This window comes from Bradyrhizobium sp. IC4060 (assembly GCF_020193715.1).
GTDB lineage: Bacteria > Pseudomonadota > Alphaproteobacteria > Rhizobiales > Xanthobacteraceae > Bradyrhizobium > Bradyrhizobium yuanmingense.
Map to the genome: position 1 here is coordinate 398282 of NZ_JADYVJ010000003.1, position 25049 is coordinate 423330.

Consider the following 25049-nt stretch of genomic DNA (forward strand, 5'->3'; position numbering starts at 1 on the left):
CATGGCTGCGAAGATCCTGATTGAGGAACTCTCTAACTAGTCCCATCAAAGGGCGAGATCAAGGCGCGGCACGAGGAGACAACAGGCGTGATGGGCGCTGTCGTCCTTCCTCGCCGTGCACCATCAGCCCTTGAGCGCGGTCACCACCACCTCAATTAGCGCACCGCCGCCGAGATCGGCGACGCCGACGGTGGCGCGGGTCGGCAGGTTGTCGCCGAAGAATTCGGTCCAGGCCGCGTCCATCTCTTTCTTCTTGGAGAGATCGGTGACGAAGATCGAGGCGCTGACCACGCGGCTCTTGTCGGTTCCCGCCTCTTTCAGATAGCCGGCGATCTTGCCGAGGATGTTGCGGGTCTGCTCGCCCATCGAGACCGAGGTGTCGTCGGCGATCGTGCCGCCGAGGAAGACGAAGCCATTGGCTTCGACGGCGCGGTGCATGATGGACGTGCGGATGCTGCGGGTGATGCTCATGATATCCTCTTGTTTAGAGCGCGGAAGGGTGGAAGCGGTCGATGCCGAGTTCGCCGATACGGGTCTGGGTGCCGCCGTTGACGATCAGTTCCGCCATCACGGCGCCGGCGCCAGGGCCGAGCTGGAAACCGTGCAGCGAGAAGCCGAACTGGTGATAGAGGCCCTTGTGACGCGAGCTCGGCCCGAACACGGGAATGTCGTCCTTCATCTTGGCTTCAATGCCGGCCCAGGCACGGACGATGTTGGCGCTGCGCATCACCGGAAACAGCTCGAACACGGTCTGCGCACTGGTCGCAAGGCTCTTCCAGTCCAGCACCGTCTCGTTGCGATCCTGATAGGGCGTCGCCAGATGGCCGCCGCCGATCAGCACGGTGCCGTTCTTGAACTGCTTGAAGGACAGCTTTCGACCACGCAGGATCACGACGGGGTCGATGAAGTGCGGCACGCGCGAGGTGATCATCAGCATCGGCGCCACGGTTTCGACCGGGACGGGCTCGCCGAGATCAGCCGCGATCCTGCCGGCCCAGGCGCCGGCAGCATTCACCAGCACCGGCGCGGCAAAGCGCTCCGACCCGGCATCGACGTGCCAGAGGCCGTCACGGTGCCGGATGCTGCCGGCAGCTACGCCTTCGCGCACAGTTGCGCCCAATTGCTCGGCCTTGCGGCGGAACGCCGTCGTCGTCTGCGCCGGATTGGCCGCACCGTCACGCCGAGAAACCACACCGCCGGGACAGGTCTCGGCCACCGCCGGCACCAGCCGGCGCAGTTCGGCGGCGTCGATCAGCTCCTCGTGGGTGAAGCCCAGCGCATTGAGCTCGGCGACGCGCGCGCGGCAGAGGGCGAGTTCTTCCTCGTTCTCGGCGACCAGCACCTGGCCGTAGCTCTCGAAGCTGCAATCGTCGTCGACGAGATCCGTGATCTTCTCCCAGATGTCCATCGAGCGGATCGACAGCGGAATCTCGGGAATGTGCCGCGCGAGCTGCCGGACGCCGCCGGCATTGACGCCCGAGGCGTGACGGCCGGCATAGTCCTTCTCGATCAGCACCGGCTTCAGGCCGGCGAGACACAGATGCAGCGTGGTCGAGCACCCGTGGATGCCGCCGCCAATGACGATCGCATCCACATTTGTGCTCATCCGCGCACCACAGCCTTGACGTCGGCCTCGCTCTTGGGAACGGCGGCGAGTTCGGCCAGCGTGATCGGCTTCACCGGCGCGCGCAGGCGGTAGTAACCGATCTCCTGCGGGGTCTTGCCGCGCGCCCGCGCCATCAGCTCGGTGACGGTGAGGCCGCAGAGCCGGCCCTGGCACGGGCCCATGCCGGTGCGGCGATAGGCCTTGAGCTGATTCGGCCCGGTCGCGCCGATCGCGACGGAATCGAGAACGTCCTTTGCCGTGACCTCTTCGCAACGACAGACGATGGTATCGCCTGAAGGAATCCGGAACTGCGGCGCGGGGCGGAACAGCGTGTCGAGGAACAGGCGACCACGCTCAGCCTTGGCGAGGTCGGAACGGAGCGTCGCCATTGCGGGAAGTTTTGCGGCAGAAGCGGGCGCCAGTGCTTCGACGGCGGCGCGCGCGGCAATGCGACCGCGCACCACGGCTGCACTCGCGCCGCCGATGCCGGCCCCGTCACCGGCGATCGCGATGCCGGCGACCGACGAATTGCCGCTCGCGTCGAGCACTGGCGACCAGCACAATTGCAGATCATCCCAGCGATGCTCGATGCCGGCTGACATCGCCAGATTGACGTTGGGCACGACGCCCTGATGCAGCAGCAACAGGTCCGCAGCGATGGTCTCGCGCTTGCCGCCGGCGACGTAGCTCACGCTGGCAAGCTGGCCATCACCGGAAGCCGCAAGCTCGGTGACGCCGGAGACGACCTGCACCTTCGCCCTCACCTCGCGCATCATCGACAGGCCCTTGGCGAAATAGGGCGAGGTGAGGAAGGCGAAAGCGTGCGGGAGCGCGGCGAAATAATTGCCGCGCTGGGTGGTGTCGAGGATGCGATCGATGCGGCCGCCAAGCCGCAGTATCTGCGCGGCGAGCAGCCAGAGCAGCGGCCCCTGCCCTGCGATCACCGTGCGTCCGTCGGGCACCAGGGCCGAGGACTTCAGCATGGTCTGCGCCGCGCCGGCGGTCATCACGCCCGGCAGCGTCCAGCCGGTAATTGGGAACGGCCGCTCCAGTGCACCGGTCGCGAGAATCACGCGTTTCGCCTTGACGAAGGCCGAGGCGCCGCCGATCGAGACGGCGATATCGAGATTGCGGTCGAGGCTCCAGACGGTGGCGCGGTGAATGACCTCCGCATTGCTCGCGCGCAGCGACTGCACGAGATCGGCGCCGACCCAATAATCGGCGCCGAGCTGATTGCGCTCGGTAACCGGCGTCGAGGCGATGGCGCGAAACACCTGGCCACCGGGGCCGATGTTCTCGTCGAGCAGCAGCGTCGAGAGGCCGGCCTCGGCGGATGTTGCGGCAGCAGCAAGGCCCGCGGGCCCGGCGCCGATCACCACGACGTCATAGTTTTCGCGCTTGGGAGCCACGCTCATTTTCCGATCTCCCGCTTGCCCTTCTGGATTTCGATCTGCATGCCCTCGGCGACGGGCACGAGGCACCCTTGCCGGTTGCCGACGCCGTCGATGGTGACGAGGCAGTCGAAGCAGACGCCCATCATGCAATAAGGCAGACGCGGCGCGCCGCTCACCGCGGTGGAACGCCGTGCGTCAACGCCGGAGGCCAGCAGTGCGGCGGAGACGGTGTCGCCCTGGCGCGCTGCGACCGCGACGCCGTCGACGAAGATCTGCACCTGTGGCCGCTTGTCCTGTTCGGATCGCTTGAACATGGGGATGCCTCTTGGCTCCTTCTCAGAATCTCTAGTAGCCGCTGCTGTTCGCAGCACCTGCGCCACCAAAACGGCTGGCCGAGAACGCGCCGACCAGCTCCGGCTCGAGCGCGCCCTGCGCCACCATGCGCGCGATCTCGAAGGCGTGGTTGGAGGCGAGCGTCACGCCGGAATGGCAGCAGGCGACGAAGGCGCCGGGATGCGTCTCCGACTGATCGTAGATCGGAAAGCCGTCCTGCGGCATGACGCGAATGCCGGACCAGCTCCTGACCACGTTGAGCCGCGCCAGATGCGGGAACATGCGCTGCGCGCGATCGGCCATGACGCCGCTGATCGACGGCTTCAGCGTGCGATCATCGAGCTCGTCCTCCTTGCTGTCGCCGATCATCACCGTGCCCTCGTCGGTCTGGCGGATCGTGGTCAGCGGATGCGGCAGGAACGGCATGGTGCGCTCGGTCACGACGACCTGGCCGCGAGTCGGGCCCATCGGCGCAAAGAGGCCGACCATCGGCGCCAGCGTCTGGTTGGCGTTGCCGGCGGCGAGCACGATCTTGGCGGCGCGCAGCTCGCCCTGCGGCGTGATCAGCCGAAATTCGCCCCCGCTCTTGCTGATCGCCGAGACCGGACGCTCCGGAAAATAGTCGATGCCGAACGCAATGAAGCCGGTGTGGAAGGCGCGGAAGGTGCGCAGCGAATTGACGTGGCCGTCGAGCGGACAATAGCTGCCGCCGGAGACCTCGGGGCCGATCAGCGGCAGCGCCTCCTTCACCTCGGACGGCCGCAGCATCTCCATCTTGTAGTCGGCCGCGCCGACCTGGTTGTGCATGCGCTTGACGAGCTCGGTGCGCTGGCCGAATTCGTCCTCGCCGAGCGTGAGATGAAAACCGCCGTTCTGCTGCAGGGCGACGTCGAGGCCGGTCTGCTGCTTCAGCTCGGAGGCCAGCCGGCCCCACGCCTGCGAGGCCTGCACGGTCCACCGCGTATAGGCCGGCATGCCGAGCCCTTTGCTCTGCACCCACACCAATGCGAAGTTCGCGCGCGAGGCGCGCTTGGTGATGTCGCCTTCGTCGAGCACGGCGACCTTCTTGCCGAGCCGGCCGAGGCCCCAGGCAATGGCGGAGCCGAGCAGTCCGCCGCCGACGACGGCGACGTCGTAATCTCCTGACATGAGTTCTCCTATCGTCCCGTATCGCCCTTGCCAGCGAGCACACGGTCGAGCCCGTAGAAGCGGTCGAGCAAAATGAGGGCGGCCATGGTGATTGCGATCACGCAGGCCGAGACCGACGTCACGAGCGGATCGATGTTGTCCTGGATGTAAAGGAACATGCGGACCGGCAACGTCTCGGTCCCGGGCGCCGCAAGGAAGACGGTCATGGTGAGATCGTCGAAGGACTGGATGAAGGCGAGCGCCCAGCCGCTGATGACGCCGGGCAGGATCAGCGGCAAGGTCACGCGGCGGAACAGCGTCCAGCCGCCGGCGCCGAGCGAGACCGCCGCCATCTCGACCGTGCGGTCCATGCCGGTCGCCGCCGCCAGCGTCAGCCGCAGCGCGAACGGGAACACGATGATGACATGCGCGACGATCAGCGCCGCGAAGCTGCCGCCGAGACCGGCCGAAGTGAAGAAGCGCAGGAAGGCGATGCCGAGCACCACATGTGGGATCATCAGCGGCGACAGGAACAGCGCCGCCAGCACATCACGACCACGGAAGCGATAGCGCGCGATCGCCAGCGCCGCCGGCACCGCAAACAGCAGCGCCACGAGGGAGGACAACGCGCCAAGGCCGAGGCTGACCCAGAAGGCGTGAATGAATTCGGGATAGTTCGCAATGGTCCTGAACCAGCGCAGCGAGAAGCCGTTGGTCGGCAGCGACAGGTATCCCTCAGGCGTGAAGGCGACGAGGCAGACCACCAGGATCGGCGCCACCATAACGATGACGAAGATGGTGTGAAAGATCAGCGCGAGCGGACCGTTCCGGCTCATCGGAACACCTCCGCATAGCGGCGTTCGATCAGTGCGTTGCTGCCGACGACGATCAGCACCAATGCGGCCAGCAGCAGCGTTGCGACCGCAGCGCCCAGCGGCCAGTTCAGCGTGTTGAGGAATTCGTCATAGGCGAGCGTTGCCGCGACCTTGAGCCGGCGGCCGCCGATGATCGCAGGCGTTGCGAAGGCGCTGGCCGAGAGCGAGAACACGATGATGGCGCCCGACAGCACGCCCGGCATGATCTGGGGCATGATGATGCGGCGGATGATGGTCGCAGGGCCCGCGCCGAGCGACATCGCAGCATTCTCGATCTGCGGATCGAGCCGCTGGAGGGCGGCCCATACCGACAGCACCATGAACGGCATCATCACATGCGCGAGCGCGATCACCACGCCTGTTTCGGTGAACATGAAGGGAATGGGGGAGCCGATCAGCCCGAGCGACATCAGCAGCTTGTTGACGAGGCCGTTGTTGCCACCGAACAGCAGGGCCCAGCCCAGCGTTCGCGCCACCACTGAGATCAAGAGCGGCCCGAGAATGACCAGTAGGAAAAAACTCTTCCAGCGGCCGCTCATGCGGTTGAGGATATAGGCTTCGGGCGCGCCGAGCAGCGCGGTGAGCAGCGTGGTCAGAATCGCGATGCGAAAGGTCCGCCAGAACATCTCGGCGTAATAGGGATCGGTCGCGATCTCGTGCCAGTTCTTGAAGATGAAGACCGGCTCGATGCCCTTGTACTGGCCCCAATCGTGGAATGACAGCATTACCGTCATCGCCAGCGGAATCAGCAGCACGCCGACGAACAGCATCAAGGCGGGTGCGGTCAGCACCCACGGCGCGCGCAGGCTGCGCTCCTCGGCCGCCATGCTCATGCGCCGGCCCTCACGCGAACGCTCATGTCTTCGGGCCGCCAGGTGAGGCGAACCGCGTCCCCTTCGGCCGGCTGCGCTTTGCCGTCGTTCTGGCGGATCACGATCGCCGGGCCGCATTCACTGTCGCACTGGAACAGCCAGTGATTGCCCTGGAAGATGCGCGTGATGATTTTTGCGCTGAGCCCTGTATCGCCAAAGCCGATTCTTTCGGGGCGAACGCTGACGGTGACGGGACCGCCGAGCCCAGCCGGCGCCGGTGCGCGCCAGGAGCCGGCCACCAACTGCGTCGGCGCGACGGTCCGGTCGATCGTTCCGGCAAAATCGTTGGTCTTGCCGAGGAATTGCGAGACGAAGGCCGAGGCCGGCCTTTCATAGGTCTCTTGTGGCGTGCCGATCTGCTCGATCTTGCCCTGGCTTATTACCACGATGCGATCCGACAGCGACATCGCCTCGTTCTGGTCATGCGTGACCAGGATCGTGGTGGTGCCGACGGTGCGCTGGATCTGGCGCAGCTCGATCTGCATCTCCTCCCGCAGCTTGGCGTCGAGGTTCGACAGCGGCTCGTCGAGCAGCAGCACGCTGGGCTTGATCACGAGCGCACGCGCCAGTGCCACGCGCTGCTGCTGGCCGCCGGACATGCGGCGCGGATGGCGATCCTCGTATCCGGCGAGGCCCACCATCGCGAGTGCGGCGCGGACGCGTTCGGACCTTTCAGCGCGCGGCACGCCACGCATCTCCAGGCCGAAGGCGACGTTCTCCGCCGCGGTCATGTGCGGAAACAGCGCGTAGCTCTGGAACACGATGCCGAGGCCGCGCTTTGCCGGATGGATCGCGGTCAGGTCCTTGCCCTCAAGGCGGATCGCGCCGCGCGTCGGATCGAGGAAGCCCGCGATCATCTGCAGCGTCGTGGTCTTGCCGCAGCCGGACGGGCCGAGGAAGGAGATGAACTCCCCCTTCCCCACCGACAGGCTGAAGTCATCGACCACAGTCTGCGTGCCGAACTGCTTTGCGACCCGATCGAGCTCGAGATAGGCCATGGCGCTGTCTCCGCGGCGACCGATCAGCGTTCGACCTCGCGATTCCAGCGCTTGGTCCACTCCTCGCGCTTCTCGTTGATCACGGTCCAGTCCGGATTATAGAGCTTGGCCGCGCGCTCGCCGATCGGCGCCATCTTGCCGAGCTCGGGCGGGATCACCAGCGATTTCAGCACCGGGCCGTAGCCGTAATCCTTCAGCATCACGAGCTGGGTTTTCGGATCGAGCAGCATCTTGACGAAGCTCGCAGCCAGCGGCGAAGCATTGGGCTTATTGATCGGGCACGCCGTGGTCAGCAGCGTCGCTGCGCCTTCCTTCGGGTAGACGAAGTCGACGGGGAAGCCGGTATTGGCGAAGCTCTGCACGCGGCCGGTGCCCCATACCGCGATCACGGCCTGGCCGGACTGGAACAGCTCGGTCATCTTGCCCGGCGACGGCTCATAGGCCAGCACGTTCGGATTGATCTGCTCCTTGAAGATCTTGAAGCCGGACTCGACGTTGGTCTCGCCGCCGCCGTTCATCTTCGACAGCATCACCAGCGCTTCGAGACCGTAGGTGTTGTTGATCGGTGGAATCACGAGCTGTTTTGCGTATTTCGTGTCCTTCAGGTCGTTCCACGAGGTCGGCGGCGCCCAGCCTTTCTCCTTGAACACCTTCGTGTTGTACATCAGCCCCGTGGCGACGATGCCGATCGCGACCGCGCGATCGTCCTTGAAGCGCGCAGTGTCGTAGAGATCGGCGGGCAGGCCGTCGAGCTTGCCGCAGAAGCCGAGCTGGATGGCCTGGTACATCGGGCCGTCGTCGACGATGGCGACGTCGATCTGCTGGTTGCCTTTCTGCGCCTGGAGCTTGGCCAGCGTGTCGGTGGAATTGCCGGCGACGTATTCGACCTTGACGCCGTTCTCCTTCTCGAAGGCCGGGATCACCTCGTCGCGGATGGTCTTCTCGAACGAGCCGCCATAGCCGGCGACGTAGAGCGTTTTCTGCTGGGCCGAGGCGACCGAGGGGACGGCAATGAGCGCTGCGATGCTGACCGCGGTCAGAAGGCGAAAAGTCTTCATGTGGACCGATCTCCAATACCGGAATGAGGTGACGTGCCGACGAGTCTCGCTGGCTGAAGCGCGTTGCCGCATTCCCTTCCGCGCCAAACCGCTTCCGATCAGGGCTCCGGCCCCCATTCGGCGCGTTTTGGCGCGATCTGGAGGGTTGAACACCTCCAATCTGCCGAAAAAGCGGGCTGTCTCCAGTCCTGATGAAAAAGATCGCAGACCTATACTTCCATCGTCCAATGAATAATGGCACCCTCTGCATGCCGAAATGTTATGGATGGAGTTGGGATGGCGCGGATCAATTCGCGGCAGGTGGAGGCCTTCCGCGCGACGATGCTGACCGGCAGTGTGACTGAGGCGGCGGCGCTCATGAAGGTGACGCAGCCGGCCGTCAGCCGCTTGCTGCGCGACCTCCAGGCCCTGCTGAAGATGGAGCTGTTCGAACGGCGCGGCACCGGCCTGGTGCCGACCGCCGCGGCGATGGCGCTCTATACCGAAGTCGAGCGCTCCTTCGTCGGGCTGGAACGCATCACTGCGGCGGCGGAAGAAATCCGCGGCCGGCGCACGGGCTCCCTACGCATCGCAGCACTGCCGGCGCTGTCGAACGGCTATCTGCCGCGGCTCACCGGTCACTTCCTGAAGGAGCGGCCAAACCTCAACCTGGCCTTCTTCGGTGTCATCTCGCCGATCGTGGTCGACTGGGTGCTGAACAATCAATGTGACGTCGGCTTTGCCGAGGTGCCGATCGCGCATTCCGGTCTGCCGAGCCAGAGACTGCCGGCGCCGGCGCGCGTCGCAGTGCTGCCGACCGGTCATCGCCTCGCGGAGAAGGAAGTGCTGGAGCCGCGCGATTTCGAGGGCGAGACCTTCATCTCGCTGTCGGCGGGATCCTCGAGCCGGCATCTCGTCGATCAGGCCTTCCACCGCCACGATGTCCGCCGCGTGCTGCGCGTCGAGACCACGCTGTCGGAAATCATGTGCGGCATGGTGTCGTCGGGCCTCGGCGTCGCGATCTGCGATCCCTTCACGGCGCAGGAATTTGCAACGCGCGGCGTCGTCGTACGCCGCTTCCTGCCGCGGATCGACTTCGAATTCTCCGCGGTCTTTCCGGCGCAGCGCAGCCCGTCCCCGGTGGCGCTGGACCTGGTCGAGACCATGCGCAAGGCGCTGGTGGAGTTTGAGGATTAGGGCTTCGGTTCGAACAGTGCAGCTACAGGCTCGCTTCAACCTCTCCCGCTTGCGGGAGAGGTCGGCGCGTAGCGCCGGGAGAGGGTTCTCTCAACACGGGGAGTGTCCCCGATTGGAGAGAGCCCTCTCCCCTGCCCTCTCCCGCAAGCGGGGAGAGGGAGCGCACCGTCTTCGTGGCACCAGCGGCACTCAACCACTGAACGCGGCCTGCGCCTCCGGCAAATCCCAGATCTTGCCGATCGCGGCGGTGCCCGCCGCAATGATCGCAGCTTCATCCGCGCCGAGATAGCGTCCCTCATCGACCAGCACACGGCCATCGACCATGACCTGATCGATATTGGCGCGGTTGGCGAGTGCGATCAGCGCGCGGCGCGGGTCGAACAGCGGCTGCAGATGCGGATGGGTGAGATCGACGACGGTGAGATCTGCGGTCGCGCCCGGCTCGATGCGGCCGAGATCGGGCCGCTTGATGACGTCGGCGGCCACGGCCGTGTTCGCCTCGATCAGTTCGGGTGAGTTCGCGACGTCAGGGCGCGCCGAAATGATCTTGGAGATCAGCGACGCCGCATTGAGCTCGCCGAGCAGGTCCATGTTGTAGCCGTCGGTGCCGACCACGGTGCGCACGCCGTGCTCGGCGAAGCGGCTGAACGCTGCGGTGATGCCGGCACGCGCGAACACGCGCGGGCAGTTCAAGACGGTCATGCCGCGCGCGGCCATCAGCTTGAGATCGTCATCGCTGCTGAACATGCAGTGCGCCGCCATCAGATCCGGCGCGAGCAGGCCGAGCCAGTCCAGATATTCTGCCGGCGTGCGGCCGCCATAGCGCCTGCCGATGGTCTCGACCTCGGCGCGGCTCTGCGCCATGTGCGTGGTGATGGGAACGCCGAGCTCGCGCGCCCGCGTGGCGCAGGCCTTCAGCAGATCGGGGCCGCAGGTGTCGGTGGCATGCGGGCTCATGGCGAGGCCGATGCGGCCGTCGCCGTGACTATTCCAGCGCTGATAGAGCGCGTCCCACGCCGCCATGTCCGCAGCGCCGTCATCGCCGGAATATTGGACCACACCATCTAGTCCGGCCTTGGCGTCGGAGGTCGAGAACAGATAGGGCGCACCATAGAAGCGGATGCCCATCTCTTCCGCCGCGTCGAACATCTCGGGGATCGAGTTGCGAAACGGCTCCATCACCGTGGTGGCGCCGCCCTTGAGCAGCTGGAGGATGCCGAGCCGCGCCACCGCAAGGCGCTCTTCCGCCGACAGGATGTCGGCGCCGTGCTTGGTCAGCGGCAGCAGCACCGTGTAGACAATGCTCTGGTTGTTCTTGCGGCCGTTGCCGTCCTCGGTGTGGCTGCGCGCCACCGCTTCCGAGAAGCAATGATTGTGCAGGTTGAGCAGGCCCGGCAGGACGAAGCGGCCAGGGCGATCATAGACTTGATCAGCGCGCGGCTTGTCGCGCGTGATCGCCGCAATCTTCTTGCCTTCGACCAGAACCCAGCGGTCGCGCAGCACGTCCTGCGCGCCGTCTTTCCGTGACAGCACATAGCTGCCGAAGATTGCTGTGGTGCTCATGCGGGGCGCACGTTCCAGAACACGGCGGTGCCGTCGAGAATGCCGGTGATGGCCTTGCGATAGGCCGTCGGCTGCTTGTAGAGGCCGATCGGAATATAGGGGATTTCCTCGAACGCCACCCTCTGGACTTCGCGGCAGATGCGCTGCTGTTCGGCGAGTTCGGAGGCCGCCAGCCACTGGCTGCGCAACTCGCCCATCTTCGTGCTCGCGTACCAGCCGGCGACCTTGCCTTCGCCGCGAATGTTGGTGTTGCCGGCCGGGTTGAGCCAGTCGATGCCCTGCCAGTTGCCGACCGCGGCGCTCCAGCCGCCCTGCGGAAGCGGATCCTTCTTCAGCTGGCGCTGCAGCACCACGGCGAAATCGAGGCCGGCATATTCGACGTTCATGCCGGCCTTGCGCAACGAGTCCACCGCGATCTCGCCAAGCGGCTTTTGCGCCAGCGAGTTGGTCGGAACGAGCAGCACGATCTTCTCGCCGTTGTAGCCCGCGGCTTTCAGGTCGGCCTTCACCTTGGCGTAGTCGCGCGGGCCGCGGAACACGTCGAGGCCGACCTCATTTGCCATCGGGGTGCCGGGTGCGAAATAGCCGACCGGTGAGACCTGGAACGCCGGATCGGTGCCGGCGACGGCGGTCATGAATGCGGACTGGTCGATCGCACCCAGGAGCGCGCGGCGGATGGCGGGATTGTCGAACGGCGGCTGCAGGTGGTTGAGGCGCAGCATGCAGGCGTAGCCTCGGGGATCGAGGATGCGCGTCTCGATATCGCCGGCCGCCTTGATCACCGGAAGCAGATCGTGCGGCGTAGTCTCCTGCCAATCCTGCTCGCCGGTCTGGAGCGCGGCGACGCCGGTGCCGGCATCGGGCGTAGTGGTCCAGACCACGCGATCGTAGTGCACGATCTTCGGCCCCGCAGTCCAATCCGGCTTGCCGTCGGTGCGCGGCTGATAGCGCTCGAACTTGGCATAGGCATTGCGCGCGCCCTGCACGCGCTCGTCGGCGAGATAGCGGAACGGACCGCTGCCGATCACCTCGGTGAGCGGCTTGAACGGATCCTGGCTCGCCAGCCGCTCCGGCATCATGAAGCAGGCATTGATCGCTGCCTTGCCGAGCGCCTGCGGCAGCAGCGGAAAAGGACGCTTCAGACGGAAGCGGATGGTGCGGTCGTCGGCAGCCGAGAGCTCGGCGGTCGCCTCCATCAGCTCGCCGCCAAAGCCGTCGCGCGCGGCCCAGCGACGGATGCTGGCGACGCAATCGCGCGCCAGCACGCGTTCGCCATCGTGCCAGAACAGGCCGTCGCGAAGCGTGAGGTCCCACTGCAGCTGGTCGGCGGAGATGGCGTGGCCCGACAGCATCTGCGGCGAGACCTGGAGCGAGGAGCTCATGCCGTAGAGCGTATCGTAAACCATGAAGCCGTGGTTTCGCGACACCTGCGCGGTCGAATAGATGGGATCGACGAAGGCGAGATCGATGACGGGGATGAAGCGCAGCGTGGACTGGGATTCAGCGCGGACGATGCCCGGCAGGGACAGCGCCGGCAGCGCTGCGCCAGCCTTGAGGAGCGAGCGGCGGGAGATCGACATTATCGGTGACCCGCTTCGTGACGCAGGAAGTTTTTCGCGATGTTCTCGCCGGTGGTGATCCAGACATCCGGGCACGATTTTGCGTAGGTCAGGAATTCGCGCAGCAGCCGCAGCCGCATCGGGCGGCCGCTGCATTGCGGATGCAGCACGGTTGTCACCATCGCGCCCCAGTCGCGGACCTCATCCAGCTCGTCCTTCCACATCGAGAGCACGTGTTCCCTAGGGAAGATCGAGCGCGGACTGAAGCGCGCGGACAGGCCGTGCATCCAGTCGTCATAGCTCGCGGTCACCGGCAGCTCGATCGTGCCGGGCTTGCCGTCGGCGAGGCGATGACGATAGGGCCTGACGTCGTCGCGGAACGATGACGTATAGACGATGCCGTGGCGCACCAGCGCGACGCGCAGTTCCTCGGTGAACTCGCCATAGGGCGCGCGATAGCCGGTCGGCTTGACGCCGAGCCGGCGCTTCAGGGCCTCGAAGCCGCGCTCCAGCTCCTCCTCGATCCAGGGATCGCCGGGATCTGGCAGCAGATGGTGATAGCCGTGATGGCCGATCTCGTGACCGGCCTTGAGGATGGACTCCGCCATCGCCGGATGCGCATCGACCGACCACCCCGTGACGAAGAACGTCGCCTTGAGATCGAGCTGGTCAAGCAGCTCCAGGAGCTTCGGCGTGCCGACGCGCGCCTCATAGCCGCCATAGCTCATGGTGATGAGCCGCTGCGCATGACCTGCGTCCTTGCTGGTCCAGGCACTCTCGGCGTCTACGTCGAAAGACAGGAACATCGCGGATGTGTACGGCTTCGGCCACGGATATTCCGGCGCGGGATCCGCGGTGTTGGCCGGAACGAGCGGAATGCTCTGGAGTGCCTTACTGTCCAGCATTGATGGTCGCCTTCTCGATTGCGTTGTCGCTCAATTTCCACTTCGCCAGCAGCGTCTTGTAGGTGCCGTCCGCGATCAGCGCGTCGACGGCTTCCAGCATTGCCTGCTGCAATGCCTTCTCCTTCACCGGCAGAGCAATGCCGGTGAATTGCTGTGCGATGGGCGCGCCCACGGTCGCATAGGTGTTGGGCTCGAGGTCCATGATGTAGGGCAGCGTCTCGTTGCCCTGGGCGGCGGCATCGATGCGGCCCTGCCGCAGCTGGGTGCGAGCATCGGCCGAGCCGTCGGTGCCGACGAACTGGATCGGATTGCCGCCGCAATTCTTCTCGCTCCACGCCGCAATCTGGGCCGGGAACATGGTGCGGCGGCTGGCGCCGACCTTCTTGCCGCACAGCGACGTCGCATCCTTGAATTCCGCCTTGCGCGACGCCTGCACGAAGAACTGCGGGCCGCTGCGCAAATAATCGACGAAGGTCGCGACCTCGTGCCGGCTCGCATAGTCGGTGAAACCGGACAGGATCGCATCCACCCGCCCCGTCGAGATCGAGGGCATGAACTCGGCAAAGCTGGTCTCGGTCCATTCGATCTTGACGCCGAGCTTGCGGCCGATCGCCTCGCCAAGATCGACGTCGAAGCCGGAGAGCGCGTTGGTGGCGGGATCGCGGAACTCCATCGGCGGATAGTTCGGCACCACCGCGACCTTGATGCTGCCGCGCTTTACGATCTCAGGCGGCAGTTCGGCCGCCATTGCCGACACGCTCATGGCGCCCAGGAACGCCGCCGCAAGCAAGAATCTCTTCATCACCATACCCCCAATGTCAGATCACTGCCGAAAGAAATGCCTTGGTGCGCTCCTCGCGCGGCGCGCCCAACACGTCGGAGGCGCGGCCTTGCTCGACGATCGCGCCCTGATCCATGTAGACGACGCGGTCGGCGACCTCGCGGGCGAAGCCGAGCTCGTGCGTCACCACCATCATGGTCATGCCGCTTCGCGCCAGCTCCTTCATGACCGCGAGCACCTCGCCGACCAGCTCGGGATCGAGTGCGCTGGTGGGCTCGTCGAACAACATCAGCATCGGCTTCATGGCGAGCGCCCGCGCGATCGCGACGCGCTGCTGCTGGCCGCCGGAGAGCTGCGCCGGATACCAGTCGGCCTTGGCCGACAATCCGACGCGCCGAAGCAGCTCGGTCGCCTCGGCGCGCACCTCATCCGGCTTGCGCCCCTGCACCTGGGTCGGGCCTTCCGTGATGTTCTCCAGCGCGGTCTTGTGCGGAAACAGGTTGAAGCGCTGGAATACCATGCCGGTCTTGAGCCGCTGCCGCCCGATTTCGCGCTCGCTCAGGCGATGGAGTTTCCCGCCTTGCTCGCGCACTCCGAGCAGTTCGCCGTCGAGCCAGATGCCGCCGGCATCGATCGTGGCGAGCTGATTGATGCAGCGGAGCAGCGTGGTCTTGCCGGAGCCGGAGGCGCCGATCAGGCACATCACCTCGCCGGGCCAGACGTCGAGCGAGACGTTCTTGAGAGCCTGAAACTCTCCAAAGTTCTTGGCTACGGAGCGGATCGCGACGAGCGGCTTTGTCATCGCGCCAGCCGCAATGTGCCGCGTGCAAAGCGGCGTTCGAGCAACATTTGGAGCGGTGTCAGGATCGAGACCGCGAGCAGGTACCAGAGCCCGGCGACGATCAGGAGCTCGATGACGCGGGAGTTGGCGTAGTAAATGTTCTCGGCATTGTGCAGCAGCTCCGGATACTGGATCACGCTGGCGAGCGAGGTCGCCTTCACCATGCCGATGAACTCGTTGCCGAGCGGCGGGATCACCACGCGCATCGCCTGCGGCAGCACGATCCGGCGCAACGCGCGCAGCCGTCCCATGCCGATCGCCTGCGCCGCCTCATATTGCCCGATATCGACCGACAGCATGCCGGCGCGCATGACTTCGGAGGTGTAGGCGCCCTGGTTGATGCCGAGCCCGAGCAGCGCGGCAAGGAACGGCGTCATGACGTCGACGGCGCGTGCAGACCCCAGGCCGGGGATACCGATGGTCGGAAACACCAGCGCGAGATTGAACCACAACAGCAGCTGCAGGATCAGTGGCGTGCCGCGGAACAGCCAGGTGTAGCCGGCGGCGACCGACTTCAGCACCGGATTGGGCGACAGCCGCATGATCGCGACGACGATGCCAAGGAAGATGCCGAGCATCATCGCCAGCACCGCCATCACCATGGTGTTGACGATGCCTTCGAGGATGACCTTTGCGGTCAGGAAGCGGCTGACATAGGACCATTCGATCTGGCCGTTCGCAAAGGCGCGCGCGATCGCCGCCAGCACGAGGACGATCAGGGCCGCGCTGATCCAGCGAAACCAGTGCGGCTCGCGCGCGATCCGCATGCCCGACAGATCGGGAAATCCTTGCGCGAGTGCCGGCGCCTGCTTCATTGCGGCGCCGCGTTCAGCATGGGCTGGGCGACTGCATTGGTCCCCAAGCCCCATTTGTCGAGAATGGCCTTGTACGAGCCGTCAGCGATCATCGTCGCGAGTTTCTCCGTCACGACCTCACGCAAGGCCGCATCGTCCTTGCGGAACATGATGCCCTGATAGCCCCTGGCAAAGGGCTCGCCGACGATGCGATACTTGCCGGGCTCCTGTTGCTGCGCATAAGGCAACGTCTCGCTGCCCTGCACGGCGGCGTCGATGCGGCCCTGCTTGAGCTGGTTGCGGACGTCGATGGAATTCTCGCCCGGAACGTACTGGATTGCGGGCTTGCCGGCCGGCTCGCAATTCTGCTTGCTCCACTTCTCGATCTCGACCGGGAAGCTGGTGCTGCGGGTGGTGCCGACCTTCTTGCCGCAGAGATCGGTGGCGTCCTTGGCCGCGCTGTCCGCCGTCACGAAGAACTGCGGTCCGGTTGCGAGGTAATCGACGAAATCCGCGGTCTCGCGCCGCGAGGCACGATCGGAGATGCCAGAAATGATGAAGTCGGCCCGCTTGGTCGTGAGCGACGGGATCAGCTCGGCGAACGGCGTCTCGCTCCAGACGATCTTCAGCCCGCCGAGCCGCTTGGCGAGCTCCTTCGCCAGATCGATGTCGAGCCCGACCAGCTCGTTGGTTGCGGGATCGCGATATTCCATCGGCGCGTAGGTGGAGTTGACCGTGAGCTTCAGCGTGCCGGCCTGCTTGATCTCCGCCGGCAGCTCGGCGGCTCGCGCCGACGTCGCCGCGGCCAGCGCTGCGCAGGCAAGCAAATACGAGAGGCGTGTCATGTCAGCTCCTTTTGCCAATGCTGCGACCGGCCGTTGGTCAATCTGCGTCGAGAACGGCCGGCTCGATGATGCCGGCACGCTCGGTGATCACCCTGTATTGCTCGGGCCGCCGGTGGGCCGCGAAGTTGAACATCTTGTCCTTGCCCTGGCGGCAGAGGTCGAGATCGATGTCGGCGACGATCACCTCGTCGGCCAGCGTCTGAGCCTGCGCGACGATGCGGCCGTTGGGATCGACGATGCAGGAGCCGCCGATCAGGCCGGACCCGTCCTCCTCGCCCGCCTTCGCCACCGAAATCGCCCAGGTCGCGTTCATGTAGGCGTTGGCCTGCGTCACCAGCGTCGAGTGGAAGGTGCGCAAGGCTCCGTCTTCGGTCGTGCCGCCGTTGGGATCGTAGGCCGCCGAATTGTAGCCGATGCAGACGAGCTCGACGCCTTGCAGACCGAGCACGCGCCAGGATTCCGGCCAACGACGATCATTGCAGATCATCATGCCCATGATGGCATGGGCCCAGGACGAGCCGGCGCGGAAGGCGGGAAAGCCGAGGTCGCCATATTCGAAGTAGCGCTTCTCGAGTTGCTGGTAGCGCGCGCCCGGACGCGGCTCGACCGAGCCCGGCAGATGCACCTTGCGATAGCGGCCGAGAACCTCGCCGTCGCGATCGACCAGGATGGAGCAATTGTAGCGCCGCCCCTCCGGCGTCAGCTCGGCATAGCCGACATAGAAGCCGACGCGCAGCGCACGTGCGCGATCGAATAGCTTTGCCACCGCGGGGTTCGGCATGCTGCGCTCGAAATACCGGTCGAGGGCCTCGCCTTCGAGCAGCCAGCGCGGGAAGAAGGTGGTGAAGGCGAGCTCCGGAAACACCACAAGACTCGCACCCCGACCGGCCGCCTCCTCCAGCATGTCGAGCATCCGCGACAACGTGTGCTCGCGCGTATCGGCTTTTTGCGTCGGCCCCATCTGAGCGGCGGCGGCGCGAAGGACACGAACCAAGATTGCCTCCAATCTGTGCGCAGTGCTGCCTCAATGGGCGAACGAACCCTTTGATGCGACGTGCAAATCGGCTGCCATTACGGGCAAGCACTGCTGCAAAATCAATTCGCGTTGCTATGATGTTTTGGCCCTGACTATAATCGGCAGTGATATGAACCTGCGTCAGCTCGAGATCCTTCGCGCCGTGATCCGCCACCGCACCACGGTGGCGGCGGCGGACGAGCTGGCGCTGTCGCAGCCGGCGGTCAGCAACGCGCTGAAGACGATGGAGGCGCAGGCGGGCTTTGCGCTGTTCGAGCGCGTCAACAACCGGCTGTTTCCAACCGCCGAAGCGATGGCGCTCTACAAGGAGAGCGAGGCGATCTTCGCGCTGCACGCCAAGCTCGAGAACCGCATGCGCGATTTGCGCGAGAACCGGTCCGGGCATCTCGCCATCGTGGCGACGCCGCCGCTCGCCTACAGCATCATTCCGTCCGCGCTGTCGGGCTTCCTGCGCCGCCGCCCGGAGACGCGGGTGTTCTTCGACGTACGGCGCTATGAGGGCATCATCGAGGGTGTGCTGAGCCGCGTCGCCGAGCTCGGCTTCGCGCTCGGCCTCACGCATCATCCAGGGATCGCGCACGAGGTGGTGCACACCGGCGAGATGGTCTGCGTGCTGCCGCCACAGCATCCACTCGCCGACCGGCCGATGATCTCCGCTTCCGATCTCTCCGGCCTACCCTTCATCGGGCTCGAACGCGGCACGCGGCTCGGCGAAGCCGTGCGCGACAGCTTTGCCCGCGCCGGCGCGCCGTTCCGGCCGACGGTCGAGGTGCGCTACTGCAACACGGCCTGCGTGCTGGCCGCCGCCGGCGTCGGCGCGGCGGTGGTCGATCCTTTCTCGCCGCGGCAGAACGGCGGCAGCGGCCTCGTCGTCCGTCCGTTCACGCCGACGACGCAGGCGGTCGCCTATATGCTATGGTCTGAAGCCGAGCCGCTGTCGCGTCTGGCCAAGGCCTTTCTCAACGAGATCCGCAAGGAGAGCGCTCTGCTCGAGCGCACAGCGCCGCACCAGCAACATGGGGCAGAAAGCGGCTGAGCTTCGCAACCTTTTAACCGGGAGGCCCATGGCACGCATCACCATCATCGAGACCGGAGAGGTGCCGCAAAAATACCGCGAGCGCCACGGTTCGTTTCCGGACATGTTCGCGCGCATGATCCGCGCCGAGGAGCCGGCCGCGACGATCGAGGTCGTCAGCATTCCCAACGGCGATGCGCTGCCCGATCCGAGCAAGCTCGAGGCCGTCCTCATTACCGGCGCGGCGGCCGGGGTCTATGACGGGCTCGACTGGATCGCGCCGCTGGAAGATTTCGTGCGGACGGCCTACGCCCACAAGACACCGATGGTCGGTGTCTGCTTTGGCCACCAGCTGATCGCGCAGGCGCTCGGCGGCACCGTGCGCAAATCAGAACAGGGCTGGGGCATCGGCCGGCATGTCTATCAGGTGCTGCCGGAGAACGGCGTCATCGACGGTGAAGCGGTCGCGGTCGCCGCCTCGCATCAGGACCAGGTGATCGAGCCGCCAAGCGATGCGCTGACGATCCTCTCCTCCGAATTCACCCCGCATGCCGGCCTGCTCTATGCCAATGGCGCGACGCTGACAGTGCAGCCGCATCCGGAATTCGATGTCGGGTTCGCGCAAGTGTGCTGCGATCTGCGCGATGGCAAGGCACCTGAGGATGTCGTTGCCACGGCGAGGGCGTCGCTGGCGGAGCCGATGGATAATGCGAAGCTCGGCGGGGCGATTACGCGGTTTCTGGCTAAGCGCACCTGACTACGAAGCTCGAGACGCACTCGTCTTCCCTTCTCCCCTTGCGGGAGATGGTGGCGCGAAGCGCCGGATGAGGGGTTCTATCCAGTCGCCGGACTGCTCGTGAGGAGAGAGACCCCTCACCCGTCTCGCCGCTATGCGGCGAGCCACCCTCTCCCGCAACGCGAGAGGGTGAAGCAGCGGTCGCTTTGTTAATTTCAGAACGGCTCGCTTCCCAGCCCCGGCACATCGGCCGGCCGCGGGCCCGGCGCCGCCCAGTGAAACCGGCGATCCTTCTCCGCAATGGCGATGTCGTTGATCGAGGCCTCGCGCCGCTTCATCAGGCCGTGCTCGTCGAACTCCCATTGCTCGTTGCCGTAGGAGCGATACCACTGGCCGCTCGCATCGTGCCATTCGTACTGGAAGCGCACCGCGATCCGGTTGCCGTCGAAGGCCCAGAGGTCCTTGATCAGGCGGTAATCCTGCTCCTTCTCCCATTTGCGGGTGAGGAAGGCGACGATGGCCTCGCGGCCCTGAAACACTTCCGAACGGTTGCGCCAGCGGCTGTCCTCGGTATAGGCGAGCGAGACCCGCACCGGATCGCGTGAATTCCAGGCGTCCTCGGCCATGCGGGCCTTTTGCGCGGCGGTCTCGCGGGTGAAGGGTGGAAGCGGCGGGCGCGACATGGTGGCCTCATCGGTTGATCGGGACCGCGAATGTATCGTCGCAATTGGCAGAGTCGATAGGCGATCCGCTATCGAGCGATCACGTAACCAGATCGGCCTTCATCAGCTGGCGGATCGACTTCGGAATCGGCTGGGCCCGGCCGCCGCTGATGAAGGCGACGCGGACCTCGGCTTTCACCAGCACGTCGTCACCGCGCCGCACCTCCTGCGCCAGCATGATTGACGCCCCTTTCACCGCGACCGGCCAGGTCACGACGTCGAGCACGTCGTCCATTCGCGCGGGCTTCAGGAAGTCCAGATGCATCGAGCGCACCACGAAGGCGAAGCCCGCGCCGTCCGTCTCGGTCTGCTCGAACAGCACCTGCTGCTCGGCACCCATCAGCCTGAGATGATTGGTGCGTCCGCGCTCCATGTAGCGCAGGTAATTGGCATGATAGACGATGCCGGAAAAATCCGTGTCCTCGTAATAGACCCGGACCTGCATGTGGTGGCGGCCGTCGCGGATCTCGCCGTCGAGATGAGCTGTCACGTCCGGAGCCTCTTCGCTGGTCGGTAACCGGCACGTTTTGCGCAAAAACAGCCGGACGCGCAAGCGTGTTAGGACACGACCGGTCCTGACCTTCCCAGCGTCACCTCGACGATCTCAGGCGGCACGCCGAAGCGGAGCGGCATGATGCTGCAACCGAGGCCGCCGGAGACGATGAGATCGCATTTCAGGCGGAAATGGCCATAGGCGAGCCGCAGACCGTTCTTGGGCGCGACGGCCGGCGACCAGCCGAGCAGGCGAACCTGGCCGCCATGGGTATGGCCGGACAATTGCAGCGCGACGCGCGCGGGCACGAGCGGAGCGACATTGGGCTCGTGCGCGAGCAGAATGACCGGCGCATCGTCGGTGATCTTGGCCAGCGTGGCGTTGAGATCGTCGGCACCGAAATGCGTCATGCTCCGGAAGCGCCGCGCCGGCAGGAAGGCCAGTTGATCGCCGAGGCCGGCAAGCCAGAACGGACGGCCGTCCTTGGTGAGGCGTACGGCATCGTTCTCGTAGACGGGGATGCCGGCCGCCTCCAGCGCCCGATGTGCGATGGTCGGCCCGTGCCCGGCCCGCTGCACGGCTCTGTCATCCCAATAGTCGTGGTTGCCCATAACGGCATGAACGCCGAGGGGCGCCTTCAGGCGCGCCAGCACCCTTGCCCATTCGCTCGACGGAATGAAGCGCGTGACGTGGTGAAGGCCGGCGACATAGTCGCCGAGCAGCACGATGAGATCGGCGTTGAGCGCGTTGGTCCGGTCGACGATGCCCTCGATGCGCTCCAGCGACATCCAGGGATCGCAGGCATGGATGTCAGCGATGGCGGCAATCTTCAGCGGAAAATCCGCCGGCCACTGCCGCGGCATCGGATGATAGCGCGTGACGCGAAGGCGCAGCACCGGCTCGACACCGACGCCGTAGGCTGCGGTCGAGACGCCGAGGGCGGACAGACCGCCAATGGAACGGATAAGATGACGGCGCGTGATCATGGAAGCCCGATGATGATGCGGCGCCTTGATGATATCCGATTGGAGCGGAATTGGGGTGCGTTCGTGCAGATCGTCTGCACGAGGTTAACGGAAATTCATCATAGGCGGAACGGCGCGAGGTTCAGCAGCTCACTCGTCGCTGTCATCCGTGCCGAACAGGCCGAACTGCGCCGCCGCATCGCGCGAGGGTTCGGCGATGCCGAGATGACGGAAGGCGTGCGAGGTCAGCAGGCGGCCGCGCGGGGTGCGCTGCAGATAGCCGCACTGGATCAGATAGGGCTCGATGATGTCCTCGATGGCGTCGCGCGGCTCCGACAAGGCCGCAGCCATGGTCTCGACGCCGACCGGGCCGCCACCATAGTTGAGCGCGATGGTCGAGAGATAGCGTCGATCCATGGCGTCCAGCCCCGCGGCGTCGACCTCGAGTGCGCTCAGCGCATGGTCGGCAATCTTGCGGTCAATCTTGTCGGCATCGGCCGCCGAGGCGAAATCGCGCACGCGGCGGAGCAGGCGGCCGGCGATGCGCGGGGTGCCGCGGGCGCGGCGCGCGATCTCGTTAGCGCCGTCCGCGCTCATGCCGACGTTGAGCACGCGCGCGCCGCGGCTGACAATGCTCTCCAATTCCTCGATCGTGTAGAAGTTGAGCCGGACCGGAATGCCGAAGCGGTCGCGCAAGGGATTGGTGAGAAGGCCGGCGCGCGTGGTGGCACCGACCAGCGTGAATTTCGACAGCTCGATCTTCACCGAGCGCGCCGCCGGGCCCTCGCCGATGATGAGGTCGAGCTGAAAGTCCTCCATCGCGGGATAGAGCACCTCTTCCACCGCCGGGCTGAGGCGATGGATCTCGTCGATGAAGAGCACGTCGCGCTCTTCGAGGTTGGTCAAGAGGGCGGCAAGATCGCCGGCCTTGGCGATCACGGGCCCCGAGGTGGCGCGGAAACCGACGCCGAGCTCCTTCGCCACGATCTGCGCCAGCGTGGTCTTGCCGAGCCCCGGGGGACCTACGAACAGCACGTGGTCCAGCGCCTCGCCGCGCTTGCGCGCCGCTTCGATGAAGATCGAGAGATTCTTGCGCGCCTGCGCCTGGCCGACGAAGTCGGACAGCGATTGCGGCCGCAGCGCGGTGTCGCCGACATCATCGCTGCGGCGCTCGGGCGAGACCATGCGGCTGGCCTTGGGGTCGCTCACTCAGCGAACTCCATCGGATCGTAGGGTGGGCAAAGGCGCACTTCGCGCCGTGCCCACCATGTCGCTGCTCGCTTTGTAGATGGTGGGCACGCTTCGCTTTGCCCACCCTACGAGACTGACCATTGACGCACTCACTTTGCCAATTCCTTCAGCCCGAGCCGGATCAGCTGCGCCGTCTCAGCGCCCTCACCCGCGCTACGCGAGGCCGATGCAATCGCCGCGGCGGCTTGCGGCTGGCCATAGCCGAGATTGACCAGGGCGGAGATCGCATCAGCGACGGGCCGCGGCGCGCGCTGGTCGTCGACGGCGCCGGCAAGATGCACGACGGCGGGATCGACGTTGGCGAAGGCCGGCGCCTTGTCCTTCAATTCGGTGACGATGCGCTCGGCGACCTTGGGGCCGACACCGGGCGTTCGCGCCACCGCGGCCTTGTCGCGAAGCGCAATGGCATTGGCGAGATCGGCCGGCGACAGCGTGCCGAGCACGGCCAGCGCGACCTTGGCGCCGACGCCCTGCACGGTCTGAAGCAGGCGAAACCATTCGCGCTCTTGATCGGTGCGGAAGCCGAACAGTTTTATCTGATCTTCGCGGACATAGGTCTCGATCGACAGCACGGCCGCCTCACCGGGCGAAGGCAAATGCTGCAAGGTGCGCGAGGAGCAGTGCACCTGATAGCCGACGCCGCCGACGTCGAGGATGACGAAATCCTCGCCGTAGGAATCGATCAAGCCCTTGAGCTTGCCGATCATATCCCCACCACCTTCAGCCGGAGCGCCGTGCTCTGGCGGTGATGGGCGTGGGTGATGGCGATGGCGAGCGCGTCGGCGGCGTCCGCGGACGGCGGCTCGGCCTTCGGCAGCAGGATCTTCAGCATCATCGCGATCTGTTGCTTGTCGGCGTGGCCGGCGCCGACCACGGTCTTCTTGACCTGGTTCGGCGCGTATTCGGCGACAGAGATGCCGAACATTGCCGGCGCCAGCATGGCGACGCCGCGGGCCTGGCCGAGCTTCAGCGTCGCAACGCCGTCCTTGTTGACGAAGGTCTGCTCCACCGCCGCTTCCACCGGCCGGTGATTGGACAAGACGGAAGCGAGCCCTTCATGGATCGCGAGCAGCCGGCTCGCCAGCGGTAGATCGTCCGGCGGTTCCACCGAGCCGCAGGCCACATAGATCAGGCGGTTGCCCTCGGCCTCGATCACGCCCCAGCCGGTGCGGCGCAGGCCGGGGTCGATGCCGATGATGCGAACGGGGCCACGAATCGGGAGCGCAGTCATGGGCCAGTGATAGCGGCTGGCCGCGGGATGCGAAACAGAAACAGAACGGAAGTAACAGGGGAATGGGTCCCGGCCCAGCGCCGCAGCGTTTCACGCTGCAGCGCGTCCGGGACACGAGAGCGGCCTATCCGCCCATCTTCGCAACAAGCGCGTCCGACACCTCGAAATTGGCGTAGACGTTCTGGACGTCGTCGTGCTCGTTGAGCAGGTCCATCAGCTTCAGGAGCTTCTCGCCGGTCTCGTCGTCGACCGCAACCGTGTTCTGCGGCTTCCAGATCAGCGCGGCCTTGCGCGGCTCGCCGAACTTGGCTTCCAGCGCCTTGGCGACGTCGCGATAGCTTTCGGTCGAGGCGTAGATCTCGTGACCGTTCTCGCCCGAGACCACGTCGTCGGCGCCGGCCTCGATCGCGGCGTCCAGCACCGCATCGTCGGAGGCGACGCTGCGGTCATATTCGATGATGCCGGTGCGGTCGAACATGAAGGAGACCGAGCCGGTTTCGCCGAGATTGCCGCCGGACTTGGTGAAGAAGGAGCGGATGTCGGAGGCGGCGCGGTTGCGATTGTCGGTCAGCGCCTCGACGATGACGGCGACCCCGCCGGGGCCGTAGCCCTCGTAGCGGATCTCGTCATAGTTTTCGCCGTCGCTGCCGAGCGCCTTCTTGATGGCGCGCTCGATATTGTCCTTCGGCATGTTCTCCTGGCGCGCAGCGATCACGGCGGCGCGCAGGCGCGGGTTCATGGCGGGGTCGGGGGTGCCCAGCTTGGCAGCGACGGTGATTTCCCGCGCCAGCTTGCCGAACAGTTTCGACTTCTGGGCATCCTGCCGCCCCTTGCGGTGCATGATGTTCTTGAATTGGGAATGTCCGGCCATG

At 65.7% G+C, this 25049-nt stretch carries 27 protein-coding genes; 3 read left to right on the forward strand and 24 right to left on the reverse strand.

The annotated features are described in order from the left end of the window. Positions 1 to 123 precede the first annotated feature (123 nt). From I6F16_RS13705 to I6F16_RS13745, 9 genes are read right to left on the reverse strand one after another with little or no spacing between them, the layout of a single operon-like run. The gene (locus tag I6F16_RS13705) at positions 124 to 471 is read right to left on the reverse strand and encodes a RidA family protein (RefSeq protein WP_225112968.1); all 348 of its coding nucleotides are present in this window, start codon (positions 469 to 471) and stop codon (positions 124 to 126) included. Between the two features lie 13 nt (positions 472 to 484). After that, positions 485 to 1606: an FAD-dependent oxidoreductase gene (locus I6F16_RS13710; RefSeq protein ID WP_225112969.1), complete on the reverse strand. Its 1122-nt coding sequence runs from the start codon at positions 1604 to 1606 to the stop codon at positions 485 to 487. Beyond that, the gene (locus tag I6F16_RS13715) at positions 1603 to 3021 is read right to left on the reverse strand and encodes an NAD(P)/FAD-dependent oxidoreductase (protein ID WP_225112970.1); all 1419 of its coding nucleotides are present in this window, start codon (positions 3019 to 3021) and stop codon (positions 1603 to 1605) included. The genes I6F16_RS13710 and I6F16_RS13715 overlap by 4 nt, the downstream gene beginning before the upstream one ends. After that, positions 3018 to 3314, reverse strand: a complete 297-nt coding sequence (locus tag I6F16_RS13720; protein WP_025034065.1) for a (2Fe-2S)-binding protein — start codon at positions 3312 to 3314, stop codon at positions 3018 to 3020. Before I6F16_RS13720 ends, I6F16_RS13715 begins: the two co-directional genes overlap by 4 nt. Before the next feature lie 31 nt (positions 3315 to 3345). After that, positions 3346 to 4482 (reverse strand): FAD-dependent oxidoreductase, encoded by a 1137-nt coding sequence (locus tag I6F16_RS13725; RefSeq protein ID WP_225112971.1) that lies wholly within the window; start codon positions 4480 to 4482, stop codon positions 3346 to 3348. 8 nt (positions 4483 to 4490) lie between these two features. Continuing rightward, on the reverse strand, positions 4491 to 5297 hold the full coding sequence (locus I6F16_RS13730) for an ABC transporter permease (protein WP_109142479.1): 807 nt from the start codon (positions 5295 to 5297) through the stop codon (positions 4491 to 4493). Then, complete coding sequence (locus tag I6F16_RS13735; protein WP_035998440.1) at positions 5294 to 6169, reverse strand: ABC transporter permease; 876 nt, start codon at positions 6167 to 6169, stop codon at positions 5294 to 5296. Before I6F16_RS13735 ends, I6F16_RS13730 begins: the two co-directional genes overlap by 4 nt. Continuing rightward, the gene (locus tag I6F16_RS13740) at positions 6166 to 7206 is read right to left on the reverse strand and encodes an ABC transporter ATP-binding protein (protein ID WP_225173816.1); all 1041 of its coding nucleotides are present in this window, start codon (positions 7204 to 7206) and stop codon (positions 6166 to 6168) included. Before I6F16_RS13740 ends, I6F16_RS13735 begins: the two co-directional genes overlap by 4 nt. A 23-nt stretch (positions 7207 to 7229) precedes the next feature. Then, the gene (locus tag I6F16_RS13745; protein WP_035998434.1) at positions 7230 to 8264 is read right to left on the reverse strand and encodes an ABC transporter substrate-binding protein; all 1035 of its coding nucleotides are present in this window, start codon (positions 8262 to 8264) and stop codon (positions 7230 to 7232) included. A gap of 276 nt (positions 8265 to 8540) precedes the next feature. On the opposite strand from I6F16_RS13745, the gene I6F16_RS13750 reads away from it, so the two are divergent. Next, the gene (locus I6F16_RS13750) at positions 8541 to 9440 is read left to right on the forward strand and encodes a LysR substrate-binding domain-containing protein (RefSeq protein ID WP_225173817.1); all 900 of its coding nucleotides are present in this window, start codon (positions 8541 to 8543) and stop codon (positions 9438 to 9440) included. Between the two features lie 189 nt (positions 9441 to 9629). Here the strand turns inward: I6F16_RS13750 and I6F16_RS13755 are convergent, their stop codons facing one another. From I6F16_RS13755 to I6F16_RS13790, 8 genes are read right to left on the reverse strand one after another with little or no spacing between them, the layout of a single operon-like run. Beyond that, positions 9630 to 11003 (reverse strand): amidohydrolase family protein, encoded by a 1374-nt coding sequence (locus I6F16_RS13755; protein ID WP_225112973.1) that lies wholly within the window; start codon positions 11001 to 11003, stop codon positions 9630 to 9632. Then, complete coding sequence (locus tag I6F16_RS13760) at positions 11000 to 12583, reverse strand: ABC transporter substrate-binding protein (protein WP_225127267.1); 1584 nt, start codon at positions 12581 to 12583, stop codon at positions 11000 to 11002. The genes I6F16_RS13755 and I6F16_RS13760 overlap by 4 nt, the downstream gene beginning before the upstream one ends. Further along, the gene (locus tag I6F16_RS13765; RefSeq protein WP_225112975.1) at positions 12583 to 13467 is read right to left on the reverse strand and encodes a polysaccharide deacetylase; all 885 of its coding nucleotides are present in this window, start codon (positions 13465 to 13467) and stop codon (positions 12583 to 12585) included. The genes I6F16_RS13760 and I6F16_RS13765 overlap by 1 nt, the downstream gene beginning before the upstream one ends. Further along, positions 13454 to 14269 (reverse strand): ABC transporter substrate-binding protein, encoded by an 816-nt coding sequence (locus I6F16_RS13770; RefSeq protein ID WP_225112976.1) that lies wholly within the window; start codon positions 14267 to 14269, stop codon positions 13454 to 13456. The genes I6F16_RS13765 and I6F16_RS13770 overlap by 14 nt, the downstream gene beginning before the upstream one ends. A gap of 16 nt (positions 14270 to 14285) precedes the next feature. Continuing rightward, complete coding sequence (locus I6F16_RS13775; RefSeq protein WP_057028105.1) at positions 14286 to 15050, reverse strand: amino acid ABC transporter ATP-binding protein; 765 nt, start codon at positions 15048 to 15050, stop codon at positions 14286 to 14288. After that, a complete protein-coding gene (locus I6F16_RS13780; protein ID WP_225112977.1) occupies positions 15047 to 15904 on the reverse strand; it encodes an amino acid ABC transporter permease in 858 nt (285 codons plus the stop codon). Before I6F16_RS13780 ends, I6F16_RS13775 begins: the two co-directional genes overlap by 4 nt. Next, entirely contained in the window at positions 15901 to 16728 is an 828-nt protein-coding gene (locus I6F16_RS13785) for an ABC transporter substrate-binding protein (protein ID WP_225112978.1), read from the reverse strand. The genes I6F16_RS13780 and I6F16_RS13785 overlap by 4 nt, the downstream gene beginning before the upstream one ends. A gap of 37 nt (positions 16729 to 16765) precedes the next feature. After that, positions 16766 to 17722 carry an N-carbamoyl-D-amino-acid hydrolase gene (locus tag I6F16_RS13790; RefSeq protein ID WP_081494441.1) on the reverse strand — a complete coding sequence of 319 codons (957 nt, stop codon included), beginning with the start codon at positions 17720 to 17722 and terminating at the stop codon, positions 16766 to 16768. Positions 17723 to 17873: 151 nt separating this feature from the next. On the opposite strand from I6F16_RS13790, the gene I6F16_RS13795 reads away from it, so the two are divergent. Further along, positions 17874 to 18800 (forward strand): LysR family transcriptional regulator, encoded by a 927-nt coding sequence (locus I6F16_RS13795; protein ID WP_036021753.1) that lies wholly within the window; start codon positions 17874 to 17876, stop codon positions 18798 to 18800. Positions 18801 to 18828: 28 nt separating this feature from the next. Next, a complete protein-coding gene (locus tag I6F16_RS13800) occupies positions 18829 to 19536 on the forward strand; it encodes a type 1 glutamine amidotransferase (RefSeq protein ID WP_225112979.1) in 708 nt (235 codons plus the stop codon). Between the two features lie 194 nt (positions 19537 to 19730). On the opposite strand, the gene I6F16_RS13805 is transcribed toward I6F16_RS13800, so the two are convergent. The 7 genes from I6F16_RS13805 to I6F16_RS13835 all read right to left on the reverse strand — a co-directional run bounded on the left by I6F16_RS13805 (position 19731) and on the right by I6F16_RS13835 (position 25048). Then, on the reverse strand, positions 19731 to 20198 hold the full coding sequence (locus I6F16_RS13805; RefSeq protein WP_035998395.1) for a nuclear transport factor 2 family protein: 468 nt from the start codon (positions 20196 to 20198) through the stop codon (positions 19731 to 19733). 79 nt (positions 20199 to 20277) lie between these two features. Beyond that, positions 20278 to 20727: a tol-pal system-associated acyl-CoA thioesterase gene (ybgC, locus tag I6F16_RS13810; protein WP_036021745.1), complete on the reverse strand. Its 450-nt coding sequence runs from the start codon at positions 20725 to 20727 to the stop codon at positions 20278 to 20280. Positions 20728 to 20795: 68 nt separating this feature from the next. Continuing rightward, complete coding sequence (locus I6F16_RS13815) at positions 20796 to 21716, reverse strand: metallophosphoesterase (protein WP_225112980.1); 921 nt, start codon at positions 21714 to 21716, stop codon at positions 20796 to 20798. A gap of 129 nt (positions 21717 to 21845) precedes the next feature. Then, on the reverse strand, positions 21846 to 22904 hold the full coding sequence (ruvB, locus tag I6F16_RS13820; protein WP_109142466.1) for a Holliday junction branch migration DNA helicase RuvB: 1059 nt from the start codon (positions 22902 to 22904) through the stop codon (positions 21846 to 21848). A 131-nt stretch (positions 22905 to 23035) separates the two neighbouring features. Continuing rightward, the gene (gene ruvA, locus I6F16_RS13825) at positions 23036 to 23653 is read right to left on the reverse strand and encodes a Holliday junction branch migration protein RuvA (RefSeq protein ID WP_035998377.1); all 618 of its coding nucleotides are present in this window, start codon (positions 23651 to 23653) and stop codon (positions 23036 to 23038) included. Further along, positions 23650 to 24177 (reverse strand): crossover junction endodeoxyribonuclease RuvC, encoded by a 528-nt coding sequence (ruvC, locus tag I6F16_RS13830; protein ID WP_225112981.1) that lies wholly within the window; start codon positions 24175 to 24177, stop codon positions 23650 to 23652. Before ruvC ends, ruvA begins: the two co-directional genes overlap by 4 nt. Before the next feature lie 124 nt (positions 24178 to 24301). Next, complete coding sequence (locus I6F16_RS13835; protein WP_035998371.1) at positions 24302 to 25048, reverse strand: YebC/PmpR family DNA-binding transcriptional regulator; 747 nt, start codon at positions 25046 to 25048, stop codon at positions 24302 to 24304. Position 25049: the final 1 nt, after the last annotated feature.